The sequence below is a fragment of the Metabacillus hrfriensis genome, assembly GCF_030127205.1.
Taxonomy (GTDB): Bacteria; Bacillota; Bacilli; order Bacillales; family Bacillaceae; genus Bacillus_P; species Bacillus_P dongyingensis.
On record NZ_CP126116.1, the window covers coordinates 129,647 to 146,269 of the forward strand.

Sequence of the window (16,623 nt, forward strand, 5' to 3'; positions counted from 1 at the left end):
ATAGATTGATTTACGAGTACATATTACAAGTTATATTACGCTTGATTTGAGGGGTGAAGCAGTTGACAGGTCAACTAGTTCAGTATGGACGACACCGCCAACGCAGAAGTTATGCACGTATTAGTGAAGTGTTAGAATTACCAAATCTTATTGAGATTCAAACCTCTTCCTATCAGTGGTTTCTTGATGAGGGTCTTAGAGAAATGTTCCAGGACATATCTCCTATCGAAGACTTCACTGGTAACCTCTCGCTAGAATTTATTGATTATAGTTTAGGTGATCCTAAATATTCAGTAGAGGAATCTAAAGAGCGCGATGTTACCTATTCTGCACCGCTTCGTGTGAAGGTGCGTTTAATTAACAAGGAAACTGGTGAAGTAAAAGATCAGGATGTTTTCATGGGTGATTTCCCATTGATGACTGAAACAGGTACATTTGTGATTAACGGTGCTGAGCGTGTTATCGTATCACAGCTCGTACGTTCACCAAGTGTTTATTACAGCGGAAAAGTCGATAAAAATGGTAAAAAAGGCTTTACTGCAACTGTCATTCCAAACCGTGGCGCTTGGTTAGAGTACGAAACAGATGCTAAAGATGTTGCATATGTGCGTATTGATCGCACTCGGAAATTGCCGGTAACGGTTCTTTTGCGCGCACTAGGGTTTGGCTCTGATCAAGAAATCACCGATCTTTTCGGTGAAAATGAATACCTTCGCAACACACTTGATAAGGACAATACAGAAAGCACAGAAAAAGCTCTTCTTGAAATCTATGAGCGTCTGCGCCCTGGTGAGCCTCCAACAGTGGATAATGCGAAGAGCTTGCTTGATTCAAGATTTTTTGATCCAAAACGCTACGATCTTGCAAGTGTAGGACGCTACAAGATCAATAAAAAGCTTCATATTAAAAATCGCCTTTTCAACCAGCGTCTTGCGGAAACACTGGTAGACCCTGAAACTGGTGAAATTATTGCAGAAAAAGATACTTTAATTGATAGACGCACACTTGACCGAATCATTCCTAATTTAGAGAGTGGAGTAGGCTTCAGAAAAATAACGCCATCAGGCGGAGTTGTTGAAGAAGATGTGACGCTTCAATCAATTAAAATCTATGCTCCTATCGATTCAGAAGGTGAAAAAGTCATTAACGTAATCAGCAACGCTTATGTTGAAGAGAACGTTAAAAATATTACGCCTGCTGACATCCTGTCTTCCATTAGTTATTTCTTTAACTTGCTTCATGGAGTAGGAGACACAGATGATATCGACCATTTAGGAAACCGTCGTCTGCGTTCTGTAGGGGAGCTTCTTCAAAATCAATTCAGAATCGGTCTTTCACGTATGGAGCGTGTTGTACGCGAGAGAATGTCCATTCAAGATACAAATACAATTACACCTCAGCAGCTGATTAACATTCGTCCTGTTATTGCGTCAATTAAAGAGTTCTTCGGAAGCTCTCAGTTATCGCAGTTCATGGATCAGACGAATCCGCTTGCTGAATTAACTCATAAACGCCGTCTGTCTGCACTTGGACCTGGTGGTTTAACACGTGAACGTGCTGGATTTGAAGTGCGTGACGTTCATTACTCTCACTATGGCCGCATGTGTCCGATCGAAACTCCTGAGGGACCAAACATCGGTTTGATCAACTCTCTGTCTTCATATGCTAAAGTCAATCGCTTTGGTTTCATTGAAACGCCGTATCGCCGCGTGGATCCTGAAACAGGGAAAGTAACTTCCCGCATCGATTACTTAACAGCAGATGAAGAGGATAATTATGTAGTTGCCCAAGCAAACGCTCGTTTAGCAGATGATGGTTCATTCATTGATGAGGACATCGTTTCCCGTTTCCGCGGTGAGAACACAGTTATGTCCCGTGACAGAATGGATTACATGGATGTATCTCCTAAACAGGTAGTTTCTGCAGCAACAGCATGTATCCCGTTCCTGGAAAATGATGACTCCAACCGTGCCCTTATGGGAGCGAACATGCAGCGACAAGCAGTACCTCTTATGAACCCTGAGTCTCCGATTGTCGGAACAGGCATGGAGTATGTATCAGGCAAAGACTCTGGTGCTGCAGTAATCTGTAAGTTCCCTGGAGTAGTTGAAAAAGTAGAAGCTAAAAACATCTGGGTACGACGCTACGAAGATGTGGATGGCGTGAAAACAAAAGGCAACTTAGATAAGTACAGCCTTCTTAAATTCATTCGTTCTAACCAAGGTACCTGCTACAACCAGCGTCCGATTGTAAGTGTCGGCGATGAAGTTGTTAAAGGTGAAATCCTTGCAGATGGACCTTCTATGGAAAAAGGCGAATTGGCACTTGGACGCAACGTTATGGTTGCCTTCATGACATGGGATGGCTACAACTATGAGGATGCCATCATCATGAGTCAGCGTCTTGTAAAAGATGATGTTTATACTTCTATTCATATCGAAGAATATGAATCAGAATCACGTGATACAAAGCTTGGACCTGAAGAAATCACACGCGATATCCCGAATGTTGGAGAAGATGCGCTTCGCAACTTAGACGACCGCGGTATTATCCGTGTCGGTGCAGAAGTAAAAGACGGAGATCTGCTTGTTGGTAAGGTTACGCCAAAAGGGGTAACTGAACTGACTGCGGAAGAACGCCTGCTTCATGCGATCTTTGGTGAAAAAGCAAGGGAAGTCCGTGATACTTCACTTCGTGTTCCTCACGGAGGCGGCGGTATCGTTCTGGATGTTAAAGTGTTCAACCGTGAAGACGGAGATGAACTTCCACCTGGAGTTAACCAGTTAGTCCGTGCATACATCGTTCAGAAGCGTAAAATTTCTGAAGGGGATAAAATGGCCGGACGTCACGGAAACAAAGGTGTTATCTCAAGAATTCTTCCTGAAGAAGATATGCCGTATCTTCCAGACGGCACACCGGTGGATATCATGTTAAATCCGCTGGGCGTTCCATCTCGTATGAACATCGGTCAGGTGCTTGAACTGCATCTTGGAATGGCAGCGCGCAAGCTTGGTTTACACGTTGCATCTCCAGTATTTGATGGTGCCCGCGAGGAAGATGTTTGGTCAACTCTTGAAGAAGCTGGCATGGCACGCGATGCTAAAACAGTTCTTTATGATGGCCGTTCAGGTGAACCGTTTGATAACCGTGTATCAGTAGGTATCATGTACATGATTAAACTTGCCCACATGGTTGATGATAAATTGCATGCACGTTCAACAGGTCCTTACTCACTTGTTACACAGCAGCCTCTTGGCGGTAAAGCCCAATTTGGCGGACAGCGTTTCGGGGAAATGGAAGTATGGGCACTTGAAGCTTATGGCGCAGCTTATACTCTTCAAGAGATTCTCACAGTTAAGTCGGATGATGTTGTTGGCCGTGTGAAAACGTACGAAGCAATCGTCAAAGGCGAAAATGTTCCGGAGCCTGGGGTTCCAGAATCATTCAAAGTATTAATTAAAGAGCTTCAAAGCTTAGGTATGGATGTCAAGATTCTCTCAAGCGACGAAAAAGAAATCGAAATGAGAGACTTAGAAGATGATGAAGAAGGACAGCAATCAGAAGGTTTATCCTTGAATGATCAGCCGGATGATCTTTCATCAGCAGCCATGGAAAAAGAAAAAGACGCAGTTACTAAAGAATAGTAAGCAATAAGGGTAAAACCTGAAGACGAAAAGGGAGGTAGGCCCCTTGCTAGATGTAAATAACTTTGAGTATATGAACATCGGTCTCGCTTCACCTGATAAAATTCGCTCGTGGTCATTCGGTGAAGTTAAGAAACCAGAAACGATTAACTATCGTACATTAAAACCAGAAAAAGACGGTTTGTTCTGTGAGCGCATTTTCGGTCCTACAAAGGACTGGGAATGTCATTGCGGAAAATATAAAAGAGTTCGCTACAAAGGTGTAGTCTGTGATCGATGCGGAGTTGAAGTAACTCGTGCAAAGGTTCGCCGTGAGCGTATGGGGCATATTGAACTTGCTGCCCCTGTTTCTCACATTTGGTATTTCAAAGGCATTCCTAGCCGCATGGGCTTAGTCCTTGATATGTCTCCGCGTGCACTAGAAGAAGTGATTTACTTCGCTTCTTACGTGGTTACAGAAACAGGCGACACGCCGCTTGAGAAAAAACAGCTGCTTTCTGAAAAAGAATATAGAGCATACCGTGATAAATACAGCTCAACTTTCCAGGCTGCAATGGGTGCAGAAGCAATTAAAAAACTTCTCTCTGACATCGACTTGGACAAAGAAGTTGATCAGCTTAAAGAAGAGCTTAAAACATCACAGGGTCAGCGCAGAACCCGTGCAATCAAACGTTTAGAAGTATTAGAAGCGTTCCGCAACTCAGGAAATGAGCCATCATGGATGATCCTTGATGTGCTTCCGGTCATCCCGCCTGAACTTCGTCCAATGGTTCAATTAGACGGAGGCCGCTTTGCGACTTCTGACTTAAATGATTTGTACCGCCGTGTAATCAACCGCAACAACCGTTTAAAACGTCTATTGGATCTTGGTGCGCCTAGCATCATCGTTCAGAACGAAAAACGCATGCTTCAGGAAGCTGTTGATGCCTTGATTGACAATGGCCGCCGCGGCCGTCCTGTTACAGGACCGGGTAATCGTCCTCTTAAATCCCTTTCACACATGCTGAAAGGAAAACAAGGACGTTTCCGTCAAAACCTTCTTGGTAAACGTGTTGACTACTCTGGCCGTTCCGTTATCGTTGTAGGACCGAACCTGAAAATGTATCAATGCGGATTGCCGAAAGAAATGGCTCTAGAATTATTCAAGCCTTTCGTTATGAAAGAACTAGTAGAAAAAGGCTTAGCACATAACATTAAGAGTGCTAAACGTAAAATAGAGCGTGTATCTCCTGAGGTTTGGGATGTATTAGAAGCAGTTATCAGAGAGCATCCAGTTCTGCTTAACCGCGCACCTACACTTCACAGACTGGGAATTCAGGCATTCGAGCCTACGCTTGTAGAAGGCCGTGCAATTCGTCTTCACCCATTAGTATGTACAGCATATAACGCTGACTTTGACGGTGACCAAATGGCGGTTCACGTACCTTTATCTGCTGAAGCTCAAGCAGAAGCACGCATTCTGATGCTTGCAGCTCAAAACATTCTAAATCCTAAAGATGGAAAACCTGTTGTTACTCCTTCTCAGGATATGGTATTAGGCAACTACTACCTGACATTAGAACGTGAAGAAGCTGTCGGCGAAGGAATGGTCTTCAAGGATACGAACGAAGCATTGATCGCATATCAAAACGGATATGTGCATCTGCATACTCGTATTGCTGTTCAAGCGAGTTCTCTGCCTAATGAATCATTCACTGACGAACAGCGCAAAAAGCTTCTTGTAACAACAGTAGGAAAATTGATCTTCAATGAAATTCTGCCGCCTTCATTCCCTTATATGAATGAACCGACGAAGAGCAATATTGAAGATGAAACACCGGAAAAATTCTTTATTGATGCAAATGTGAATGTAAAAGAATTCATTCAAAGCCAAGAGATTATTCCTCCGTTCAAGAAGGGGATCTTAGGTAAAATCATTGCTGAAATCTTTAAGAAATTCCATATCACTGAAACATCTAAAATGCTTGACCGCATGAAGGATCTTGGATTCAGATACTCTACAAAAGCCGGTATTACGGTTGGTGTATCAGATATCATCGTATTGCGCGAAAAAGAAGAGATCCTTAAAGAGGCTCAAGCTAAAGTAGATAATGTTCTTAAACAATTCAAACGCGGTCTGATTACAGAAGAAGAGCGCTATGAACGTGTTATTTCCATCTGGAGTGCGTCTAAAGATGTTATCCAGGGCAAACTGATGGCTTCTCTTGATAAACGCAACCCGATCTTCATGATGAGTGATTCAGGAGCCCGTGGTAACGCATCTAACTTTACGCAGCTTGCCGGAATGCGCGGACTGATGGCCAACCCGGCTGGACGTATTATTGAACTTCCAATCAAATCAAGTTTCCGCGAGGGCTTAACAGTGTTAGAGTACTTTATCTCAACACATGGTGCGCGTAAAGGACTTGCCGATACAGCCCTTAAAACAGCTGACTCAGGTTATTTGACAAGACGTCTCGTTGACGTTGCACAGGATGTAATCATTCGTGATGAAGACTGTGGAACAGACCGCGGCATCTTGACGAAATCAATTAAAGAAGGCACAGAAGTAATCGAGCATTTAGAAGAGCGTTTAATTGGACGTCATGCACGCAAAACAATTAAACATCCGGAGACTGGCGAAGTCATCGTTTCTGAAAATGATCTCATTACAGAAGACCTTGCTTTAGCGATTGTTGAAACAGGTATTGAAGAAGTATGGATCCGTTCTGCATTTACATGTAACACCCGTCATGGTGTATGTAAAAAATGCTACGGACGCAACTTGGCTACAGGTACAGAGGTTGAAGTTGGAGAGGCAGTCGGAATTATCGCTGCTCAATCTATCGGAGAACCAGGAACTCAGCTTACAATGCGTACGTTCCATACAGGCGGTGTTGCCGGAGATGACATCACTCAAGGTTTACCTCGTATTCAAGAACTATTTGAAGCGAGAAATCCTAAAGGTCAAGCAACCATTTCTGAAATTGATGGGGTAGTAGTGGAAATAAATGAAGTTCGTGACAGACAACAGGAAATCGTTATTAAAGGCGATGTTGAAACACGCACTTACACAGCTGCTTACAACGCTAGACTTAAAGTGGCTGAAGGCGACCAAATTAAACACGGTCAGGAACTTACAGAAGGTTCAATTGACCCTAAAGAATTGCTCAAAGTAACAGACATCACTTCTGTTCAGGAATATCTGCTTCGTGAAGTTCAAAAAGTATACCGTATGCAAGGGGTAGAAATTGGAGACAAACACGTTGAAGTAATGGTTCGCCAAATGCTTCGCAAAGTAAGAGTAATGGATGCAGGAGATACAGATGTATTGCCTGGAACATTGCTTGATGTTCACCAATTTACGGATGCCAACAAAAAGGTATTGCTTGACGGCAAACGCCCTGCAACAGGACGTCCGATCCTTCTTGGTATTACAAAAGCATCACTTGAAACAGATTCATTCTTATCGGCTGCATCATTCCAGGAAACAACTCGTGTCCTTACTGATGCTGCGATTAAAGGCAAACGTGATGAACTGCTCGGCTTGAAAGAAAATGTTATCATCGGTAAGCTTGTGCCTGCCGGAACTGGAATGCAGCGCTATAGACGCGTTAACCCAATCCCGCGCACACAGCCGGAAGATGAAACTGTAACTGTAGATTAACTAACTGAAAAAGAGATGGACGATTCTAGAAAAATGTTTCATTGATCTAGTTGACATCCATCTCTTACGATGTTAGTATGTTCTAGGTGCTTAATTAAAACCTGTTGCTTTGGAGGATATATTATTATGTCTTATGAAAAAGTATCGCAGGCACATAAAATTATTGTTGGTACGAAGCAAACAGTAAAGGCTCTAAAACTTGATCAAGCAAAGGAACTGATCATTGCTGAAGACGCAGATTCAAGAATCATACAAATGATTATTGAACTTGCTAAACAGAAGGACATTCCCTTTAGTATGGTTGACTCTATGAAAAAGCTTGGAAAAGCTTGCGGAATAGAAGTAGGAGCAGTAACTGTAGCTATTATCAATTAAAACCGTTTTTGCCAAGGGTTTTAAATCCTCTGCAAAAACTTTGTTTTTGCCCAAATATGAACCACCTGGATGTGTGGTATTAAACTTCGAGAAGGGAGGACATAAACATGCCTACTATTAACCAATTAGTGCGCAAGGGACGCGTAAGCAAAGTTGAAAAATCAACTTCTCCTGCGTTAAACAAAGGTTACAACAGCTTCAAAAAAGAGCAAACAAACACTTCATCACCGCAAAAACGCGGAGTATGTACTCGTGTTGGTACAATGACACCGAAGAAACCGAACTCGGCTCTTCGTAAATATGCTCGTGTTCGCTTAACTAACGGAATTGAGGTAACTGCCTACATTCCTGGTATCGGACACAACCTGCAAGAGCATAGTGTTGTACTTATCCGCGGCGGACGTGTAAAAGATTTACCGGGTGTACGTTATCACATCGTACGCGGTGCATTAGACACTGCTGGTGTTGACAAACGTATGCAAGGCCGCTCTAAATACGGTACAAAACGACCAAAAGCACCAAAAAAATAATGCCTTAAGTATATAAAGCTTAAGATTATAGCATGAAGGGAGGATATAACATGCCACGTAAAGGTCCTGTTACAAAAAGAGACGTATTACCAGATCCACTTTACAACTCAAAGCTTGTTACTCGTCTAATTAACAGAATTATGGTTGACGGTAAGAGAGGTAAAGCACAAACTATTCTTTACACTGCTTTTGACTTAGTGAAAGAGCGTTCAGGTAAAGAAGCAATCGAAGTGTTTGAACAAGCACTTAAAAACATCATGCCAGTTCTTGAGGTAAGAGCTCGTCGTGTGGGTGGTGCAAACTATCAAGTTCCTGTTGAAGTTCGCCCTGACCGCCGTACTACTCTTGGTCTTCGCTGGTTAGTAAACTACGCTCGTCTTCGCGGTGAAAAAACGATGGAAGAGCGTTTAGCTAACGAGATTCTTGATGCAGCTAACAACACTGGCTCATCAGTTAAGAAACGTGAAGATACTCACAAAATGGCTGAAGCTAACAAAGCATTCGCTCACTACCGCTGGTAGGATTCTAACAATAAAATATAATAATCCTTATAATAGGAAGGAGAAAAAACCAAATGGCAAGAGAGTTCTCCTTAGATAAAACTCGTAATATCGGCATCATGGCTCACATCGATGCCGGTAAAACGACTACTACTGAACGTGTATTATTCTACACTGGACGTATCCATAAAATTGGTGAAACACATGAAGGTGCTTCTCAAATGGACTGGATGGAGCAAGAGCAAGAACGTGGTATCACTATCACTTCTGCTGCTACAACTGCTCAGTGGAAGGGTCATCGCGTAAACATCATCGATACACCGGGACACGTAGACTTCACAGTTGAAGTTGAACGTTCTTTACGTGTACTTGATGGTGCAGTAGCAGTACTTGATGCACAATCAGGTGTTGAGCCACAAACTGAAACAGTATGGCGCCAGGCAACAACTTACGGAGTACCGCGTGTAGTATTCGTTAACAAAATGGATAAAATCGGTGCGGATTTCTTATACTCTGTAAAAACATTGCATGACCGTCTTGAAGCAAACGCTCATCCAATTCAGCTTCCAATCGGTGCTGAAGATGAGTTTGAAGGGATCATCGACTTAGTAGATAACGTAGCATACTTCTATGAAGATGACCTTGGTACTCGTTCAGAAGCAAAAGAAATTCCTGATGAGTACAAAGAGCTTGCTGAAGAGTGGCGCGGAAAGCTTGTAGAAGCTGTAGCGGAACTTGACGAAGAGCTTATGATGAAATACCTTGAAGGTGAAGAGCTTACAATCGATGAATTGAAAGCTGGAATCCGTAAAGGTACAGTAAATGTAGAGTTCTACCCAGTTATCTGTGGTTCTGCATTTAAAAACAAGGGTGTACAGTTAATGCTTGACGCAGTTCTTGATTACCTGCCATCACCACTTGATGTACCTTCAATCAAAGGTATCACTCCTGACACAGAAGAAGAAGTAACTCGTGAATCAAGCGATGAGGGTCCATTCTCAGCTCTTGCTTTCAAAGTTATGACTGACCCTTATGTTGGGAAATTAACTTTCTTCCGCGTATATTCAGGTGTTCTTAACTCTGGATCTTACGTACAAAACTCAACGAAAGGCAAGCGTGAGCGTGTAGGACGTATCCTGCAAATGCATGCTAACTCTCGTGAGGAAATCTCAACTGTATATGCTGGAGACATCGCTGCTGCAGTAGGTCTTAAAGATACTACTACTGGTGACACTCTATGTGATGAAAAGAGTCTTGTTATCTTGGAATCAATGGATTTCCCAGAACCAGTTATCTCTTTATCTGTTGAGCCAAAATCAAAAGCTGACCAAGACAAAATGTCTACAGCGTTGACGAAGCTTTCTGAAGAAGATCCAACTTTCAAAGCACATACTGATACTGAAACTGGTCAAACGATCATCTCTGGTATGGGTGAACTTCACCTTGATATCATTGTTGACCGTATGAGACGTGAATTTAAAGTAGAGGCTAACGTTGGTGCTCCTCAGGTTGCATATCGTGAAACTTTCCGCGGATCTGCAAAGGTTGAAGGTAAGTTCGCACGTCAATCTGGTGGTCGCGGTCAATTCGGACACGTTTGGATCGAATTCGAACCAAACGAAGAAGGAAAAGGCTTTGAGTTCCACAACAAAATCGTCGGTGGTGTAGTTCCTCGTGAATACATCCCAGCTGTTGGAGCTGGCCTAGAAGACTCTATGAAAAATGGTGTTCTTGCCGGTTACCCTCTAATCGATGTTAAAGCTTCATTGGTTGACGGTTCTTACCATGATGTTGACTCTAGTGAAATGGCGTTTAAGATTGCTGCATCAATGGCTCTTAAAAACGCTGTATCTAAGTGTAACCCTGTTATCCTTGAGCCTGTTATGAAGGTTGAAGTTGTAATCCCTGATGAGTACATGGGAGATATCATGGGTGATATCACTTCTCGTCGCGGACGAGTAGAGGGTATGGAAGCACGCGGAAATGCTCAAGTTGTACGTGCAATGGTTCCACTTTCTGAGATGTTTGGCTACGCAACTGCGTTACGTTCAAATACTCAAGGCCGCGGAACATTCTCAATGCATTTTGATCATTACGAAGAGGTTCCAAAATCAATTTCTGAAGAAATTATCAAAAAAAATAAAGGTGAATAATTGATTTTCACCTTTTATTGAAGTATAACTACTTATGTATGAATAGAAAGTGGACAAGTTTCATTTTCTGCAATCTATATAATTAATCATGACTCTAAGGAGGAATTTAGAATGGGTAAAGAAAAATTCGACCGTTCCAAAACGCATGCCAATATCGGTACAATTGGACACGTTGACCACGGTAAAACAACTTTAACAGCTGCTATTACAACTGTATTAGCTAAACGTAGCGGTAAAGGTGCTGCAATGGCATACGACATGATCGATGCTGCTCCAGAAGAGCGCGAGCGCGGAATCACAATCTCAACTGCACACGTTGAGTACGAAACTGAAACTCGTCACTATGCACACGTTGACTGCCCAGGACATGCTGACTATGTTAAAAACATGATCACTGGTGCTGCTCAAATGGACGGCGGAATCTTAGTTGTTTCTGCTTCTGACGGTCCAATGCCACAAACTCGTGAGCACATCCTTCTTTCTCGTCAAGTAGGTGTTCCTTACCTAGTTGTATTCATGAACAAATGTGACATGGTAGACGACGAAGAGTTACTTGAATTAGTTGAAATGGAAGTTCGTGACCTTCTTTCTGAATACGACTTCCCTGGCGATGACATTCCAGTAATCAAAGGTTCTGCTTTAAAAGCTCTTGAAGGTGACGCAGCTTGGGAAGAAAAAATCGTTGAACTTATGAACGCAGTTGACGAGTACATCCCAACTCCAGCTCGTGACACTGAAAAACCTTTCATGATGCCAGTTGAGGATGTATTCTCAATCACTGGTCGTGGAACAGTTGCTACAGGACGTGTAGAGCGCGGCGTAGTTAAAGTTGGAGATGTTATCGACATCATCGGCTTCACTGAAGAGCCAAAATCTACAACTGTAACAGGTGTTGAAATGTTCCGTAAGCTTCTTGACTATGCAGAAGCTGGCGACAACATCGGTGCACTTCTTCGTGGGGTTTCTCGTGAAGACATCCAACGTGGACAAGTTCTTGCTAAGCCAAAAACAATCACTCCACACACTAAATTTAAATCAGAAGTTTACGTTCTTTCAAAAGAAGAGGGTGGACGTCACACTCCATTCTTCTCTAACTACCGCCCACAGTTCTACTTCCGTACTACGGATGTAACTGGTATCATTCAACTTCCAGAAGGCGTTGAAATGGTTATGCCTGGCGATAACATCGAAATGACTGTTGAACTAATTGCTCCAATCGCGATTGAAGAAGGTACTAAATTCTCAATCCGTGAAGGCGGACGTACAGTAGGCGCTGGTGTCGTAGCTACGATCACTGAGTAATTCTACTTTTAAAAAGACGAGCTTTAATGCTCGTCTTTTTTTATATGAAAAAATCTCTTCTATTAGAAGTATTTTATCCAATCAGCAAAAAGATTTTCCAGCTGCTGATTCTCTTGTCATACGACTATGAAGTATGTATAATAGTAAAAGTGCGCAAGAAAGTAAAAACTTTATTTTCTTCTTGCATTGGGCACGGATTTTTTATATAATAGACAATGTTGGTCTTTGACTGCGATGAAGTAGGAGGTTGCCGATACACACGGCCGCTTTGCCATGGCGAGTGTACGGAAAATTTCTACGGAGAAAGTCTATTTTAAAAGTAGGCGAAAAGGAGGGAAAATAATGGCAAAACAAAAAATTCGTATTCGTTTGAAAGCATATGATCACAGAATTCTTGATCAATCTGCTGAGAAGATCGTTGAAACAGCAAAACGTTCAGGTGCTAACGTTTCTGGTCCGATCCCGTTGCCAACTGAAAAATCGATTTATACGATTCTTCGTGCGGTACACAAATACAAAGATTCTCGTGAGCAATTTGAAATGCGCACGCACAAACGTTTGATCGATATCATTAACCCAACACCACAAACTGTTGATGCATTAATGCGATTAGACTTACCGTCAGGCGTTGACATTGAAATCAAACTTTAATTTCAAAAATAGATTTATAACACATTATAGGAGGTGTGACTAATGACCAAAGGAATCTTAGGTAAAAAAATTGGTATGACTCAAGTATTTACGGAAAAGGGTGACCTTATCCCGGTAACAGTAATTGAGGCTACTGGAAACGTGGTTCTTCAATTGAAAACTGTTGAAAGTGACGGCTATGAAGCTGTTCAAGTTGGTTTCTCAGACAAACGCGACAAACTTTCTAACAAACCTGCAAAAGGACACGTTGCAAAAGCTAATACTGCACCTAAGCGCTTCGTAAGGGAATTCCGCGGAGAAGCTGGTGAGTATGAAGTTGGTCAGGAAGTCAAAGTTGATATTTTCTCTACTGGAGATGTAGTAGATGTAACAGGAATATCGAAAGGTAAAGGTTTCCAAGGCTCAATCAAACGCCATAACCAATCTCGCGGACCGATGTCACATGGTTCTCGTTACCACCGTCGCCCAGGTTCAATGGGTCCTGTTGCTCCAAACCGTGTATTCAAAAACAAATTATTGCCAGGACGTATGGGCGGAGAGCGCATCACTGTTCAAAACCTTGAGATCATCAAAGTTGACGTTGAACGTAACTTGCTATTGATCAAAGGAAATGTACCTGGACCTAAAAAAGCACTTATCACAGTAAAGAGTGCCGTTAAATCTAAATAATTTTTTCAAGAAAGGAGGAATTCGATAATGCCGAAAGTAGCATTATTAAACCAAAGCGGATCAAACGTTGGTGAAATCGAACTGAATGATTCTGTATTTGGTATCGAACCTAATCAGCACGTTTTATTCGAAGCGGTTATCATGCAAAGAGCTTCCTTACGTCAAGGAAATCACAAAGTTAAAAATCGTTCAGAAGTTAGTGGCGGAGGTCGTAAACCTTGGCGCCAAAAAGGCACTGGACGTGCTCGTCAAGGGTCTATCCGTTCACCACAATGGCGCGGCGGTGGTATCGTATTCGGTCCAACACCACGCAGCTATGCTTACAAATTACCAAAAAAAGTTCGCCGTTTAGCGATCAAATCAGCTTTATCATCTAAAGTACAAGAAAACAACGTATTAGTATTAGAAGACTTACTAATGAATGCTCCTAAAACAAAAGAAATGACTTCTATTCTAACAGGTCTTTCTATTGAAAAGAAAGCATTGATCGTTACTGCTGATGTAAACGAAACAGTTGAATTATCAGCCCGTAACATCCCTGGCATTACAGTTCTTACAGCTAATTCTATTAACGTTTTAGATGTACTTAACCATGAGAAGCTTGTTATTACGAAAGCAGCGGTGCAAAAAGTAGAGGAGGTGCTTGCATAATGAAAGATCCTCGTGATATTATTAAGCGCCCCGTAATCACTGAACTTTCAACAGACTTAATGACTGAGAAAAAGTACACGTTTGAAGTAGACGTTAAAGCTAACAAAACTCAAGTTAAAGATGCTATCGAAGCGATCTTTGGCGTAAAAGTTGAGAAAGTTAACGTACTTAACTACAAAGGCAAATATAAGCGTGTAGGTCGTTATACAGGTCTTACTAATAAGCGTAAAAAAGCAGTTGTTAAATTAACAGCTGACAGCAAAGAAATCGAATTATTCGAAGTCTAATACATTTTTCAAGATAGGAGGGAAACGAGATGGCGATTAAAAAGTACAAACCAACCTCAAATGGTCGTCGCGGCATGACAGTTTCTGATTTCGCTGAGATTACAACAAACAAACCAGAAAAGTCATTACTTGCGCCTGTACACAGAAAAGGCGGTCGTAACAACCAAGGTAAAATTACTGTACGTCATCAAGGCGGCGGTCACAAACGTCAATACCGTATTATCGACTTTAAACGCGATAAAGATGGTATACCAGGACGCGTTGCTACAATCGAGTATGATCCGAACCGTTCTGCAAACATTGCACTTATCAATTATGCAGATGGTGAGAAAAGATATATCCTTGCTCCAAAAAACCTAGAAGTAGGTTTACAAGTTGTTTCTGGACCTGAGGCTGATATTAAAGTAGGAAATGCACTTCCTCTTCAAAATATCCCAGTAGGTACAGTTATCCACAACATCGAATTAAAACCTGGAAAAGGCGGACAATTAGTACGTTCTGCCGGTACTTCTGCACAAGTGCTTGGTAAAGAAGGCAAATACGTATTAGTTCGTTTAACTTCTGGTGAAGTTCGCATGATCCTTGCTACTTGCCGCGCTACAGTTGGTCAAGTAGGAAATGAACAGCATGAACTTATCAACATTGGTAAAGCTGGACGTTCACGCTGGTTAGGCATCAGACCTACAGTTCGTGGTTCTGTAATGAACCCTAACGATCACCCGCATGGTGGTGGTGAAGGTCGTGCTCCAATCGGACGTAAGTCTCCAATGACTCCTTGGGGTAAACCAACTCTTGGTTACAAAACTCGCAAGAAATCCAATAAGTCCGATAAATTCATCGTACGTCGTCGTAAAAAATAACGTGATGGTACTACGGTTCGAAGGAACCGTAGCGCAATCGCGAAGGGAGGTACAAGTATGGGCCGTAGCTTGAAAAAAGGACCATTCGTAGATGAGCATTTATTCAAAAAAGTTGAAAAGTTAAACGAGTCAGAGAAAAAGCAAGTGATCAAAACTTGGTCTCGTCGTTCTACTATTTTCCCACAATTCATCGGTCAAACGATCGCTGTATATGACGGTCGCAAACATGTTCCTGTATACGTTACTGAAGATATGGTAGGACACAAACTCGGTGAGTTTGCACCTACACGTACGTATAAAGGTCATGCAGCTGACGACAAAAAAACAAGACGTTAATGAGAGGAGGCTTTTAAATGCAAGCTAAAGCCGTTGCAAGAACAGTACGTATTGCTCCTCGTAAAGCTCGTTTAGTAATTGATCTTATCCGAGGAAAGCAAATAGGTGAAGCGGTAGCGATTCTTCGTCACACACCGAAAACTGCTTCTCCAATTATTGAAAAAGTTCTAAAATCTGCTGTGGCAAATGCAGAGCACAACTATGAAATGGACATTAACAACTTGGTTGTAACTGAAGCTTATGTAGGCGAAGGTCCAACTCTAAAACGTTTCCGTCCACGCGCAATGGGTCGTGCTAGTGCTATCAACAAACGTACGAGCCACATTACAATCGTTGTATCAGAAAAGAAGGAGGGATAATCCGTGGGTCAAAAGGTAAATCCAGTCGGTCTTCGCATTGGTGTCATTCGTGATTGGGAATCTAAATGGTTCGCTGGTAAAGATTATGCTAATCTTTTACACGAAGACATCAAAGTTCGTGAATATATCAACCAACGTTTAAGCGATGCTTCTGTTTCAAAGATTGAAATTGAGCGTGCTGCTAATCGTGTAAACATTACGATCCACACTGCTAAGCCAGGTATGGTAATCGGTAAAGGCGGTACTGAAGTTGAAGCACTTCGTAAAGCTCTTAACCAATTAACTGGCAAGCGTGTACACATCAACATTCTTGAAATTAAAAGAGCTGATTTAGATGCTAAATTAGTAGCTGAAAACATCGCTCGTCAATTAGAAAACCGTATTTCTTTCCGCCGTGCTCAAAAGCAAACAATTCAACGTGCTATGCGCGCTGGTGCACAAGGAATCAAAACAATGGTATCTGGTCGTCTTGGCGGTGCTGATATCGCTCGTTCTGAACATTACAGTGAAGGAACTGTTCCACTTCACACACTTCGTGCTGATATTGACTATGGTACAGCTGAAGCTGACACTACTTATGGTAAATTAGGCGTTAAAGTTTGGATCTATCGTGGAGAGGTTCTTCCTACTAAGAAGAAAAAAGAGGAAGGAGGAAAATAA

15 protein-coding genes are annotated in these 16,623 nt (G+C 42.1%); all 15 read left to right on the top strand.

Annotation, left to right across the window (positions count from 1 at the left end; genetic code table 11):
- The first annotated feature begins 62 nt into the window (after positions 1-62).
- The 15 genes from rpoB to rpsC all read left to right on the top strand — a co-directional run bounded on the left by rpoB (position 63) and on the right by rpsC (position 16,623).
- Positions 63-3,644 carry a DNA-directed RNA polymerase subunit beta gene (gene rpoB / locus QLQ22_RS00705; RefSeq protein ID WP_223438935.1) on the top strand — a complete coding sequence of 1,194 codons (3,582 nt, stop codon included), beginning with the start codon at positions 63-65 and terminating at the stop codon, positions 3,642-3,644.
- Positions 3,645-3,690: 46 nt separating this feature from the next.
- Complete coding sequence (rpoC, locus tag QLQ22_RS00710; RefSeq protein WP_223438936.1) at positions 3,691-7,290, top strand: DNA-directed RNA polymerase subunit beta'; 3,600 nt, start codon at positions 3,691-3,693, stop codon at positions 7,288-7,290.
- A gap of 126 nt (positions 7,291-7,416) precedes the next feature.
- Positions 7,417-7,665 carry a 50S ribosomal protein L7ae-like protein gene (locus QLQ22_RS00715; RefSeq protein WP_223438937.1) on the top strand — a complete coding sequence of 83 codons (249 nt, stop codon included), beginning with the start codon at positions 7,417-7,419 and terminating at the stop codon, positions 7,663-7,665.
- A gap of 107 nt (positions 7,666-7,772) precedes the next feature.
- On the top strand, positions 7,773-8,195 hold the full coding sequence (rpsL, locus tag QLQ22_RS00720; protein WP_029282841.1) for a 30S ribosomal protein S12: 423 nt from the start codon (positions 7,773-7,775) through the stop codon (positions 8,193-8,195).
- A gap of 50 nt (positions 8,196-8,245) precedes the next feature.
- On the top strand, positions 8,246-8,716 hold the full coding sequence (gene rpsG, locus QLQ22_RS00725) for a 30S ribosomal protein S7 (protein ID WP_070875236.1): 471 nt from the start codon (positions 8,246-8,248) through the stop codon (positions 8,714-8,716).
- A 53-nt stretch (positions 8,717-8,769) separates the two neighbouring features.
- A complete protein-coding gene (gene fusA / locus QLQ22_RS00730) occupies positions 8,770-10,848 on the top strand; it encodes an elongation factor G (RefSeq protein ID WP_223438938.1) in 2,079 nt (692 codons plus the stop codon).
- A 111-nt stretch (positions 10,849-10,959) separates the two neighbouring features.
- Positions 10,960-12,150, top strand: coding sequence for an elongation factor Tu (tuf, locus tag QLQ22_RS00735; protein WP_223438939.1), 1,191 nt, complete (start codon positions 10,960-10,962; stop codon positions 12,148-12,150).
- 342 nt (positions 12,151-12,492) lie between these two features.
- Positions 12,493-12,801 carry a 30S ribosomal protein S10 gene (gene rpsJ / locus QLQ22_RS00740; protein ID WP_029282834.1) on the top strand — a complete coding sequence of 103 codons (309 nt, stop codon included), beginning with the start codon at positions 12,493-12,495 and terminating at the stop codon, positions 12,799-12,801.
- Positions 12,802-12,843: 42 nt separating this feature from the next.
- Positions 12,844-13,470 (top strand): 50S ribosomal protein L3, encoded by a 627-nt coding sequence (gene rplC / locus QLQ22_RS00745; RefSeq protein WP_223438940.1) that lies wholly within the window; start codon positions 12,844-12,846, stop codon positions 13,468-13,470.
- 27 nt (positions 13,471-13,497) lie between these two features.
- Positions 13,498-14,121, top strand: coding sequence for a 50S ribosomal protein L4 (gene rplD / locus QLQ22_RS00750; protein ID WP_223438941.1), 624 nt, complete (start codon positions 13,498-13,500; stop codon positions 14,119-14,121).
- Entirely contained in the window at positions 14,121-14,408 is a 288-nt protein-coding gene (rplW, locus tag QLQ22_RS00755; protein ID WP_070875231.1) for a 50S ribosomal protein L23, read from the top strand. Before rplD ends, rplW begins: the two co-directional genes overlap by 1 nt.
- Positions 14,409-14,437: 29 nt before the next feature.
- The gene (gene rplB, locus QLQ22_RS00760; protein ID WP_101569376.1) at positions 14,438-15,268 is read left to right on the top strand and encodes a 50S ribosomal protein L2; all 831 of its coding nucleotides are present in this window, start codon (positions 14,438-14,440) and stop codon (positions 15,266-15,268) included.
- Between the two features lie 57 nt (positions 15,269-15,325).
- Entirely contained in the window at positions 15,326-15,604 is a 279-nt protein-coding gene (rpsS, locus tag QLQ22_RS00765; RefSeq protein WP_029282824.1) for a 30S ribosomal protein S19, read from the top strand.
- 17 nt (positions 15,605-15,621) lie between these two features.
- Positions 15,622-15,963 (top strand): 50S ribosomal protein L22, encoded by a 342-nt coding sequence (rplV, locus tag QLQ22_RS00770; protein WP_029282822.1) that lies wholly within the window; start codon positions 15,622-15,624, stop codon positions 15,961-15,963.
- Positions 15,964-15,966: 3 nt separating this feature from the next.
- Positions 15,967-16,623 (top strand): 30S ribosomal protein S3, encoded by a 657-nt coding sequence (gene rpsC, locus QLQ22_RS00775; RefSeq protein ID WP_223438942.1) that lies wholly within the window; start codon positions 15,967-15,969, stop codon positions 16,621-16,623.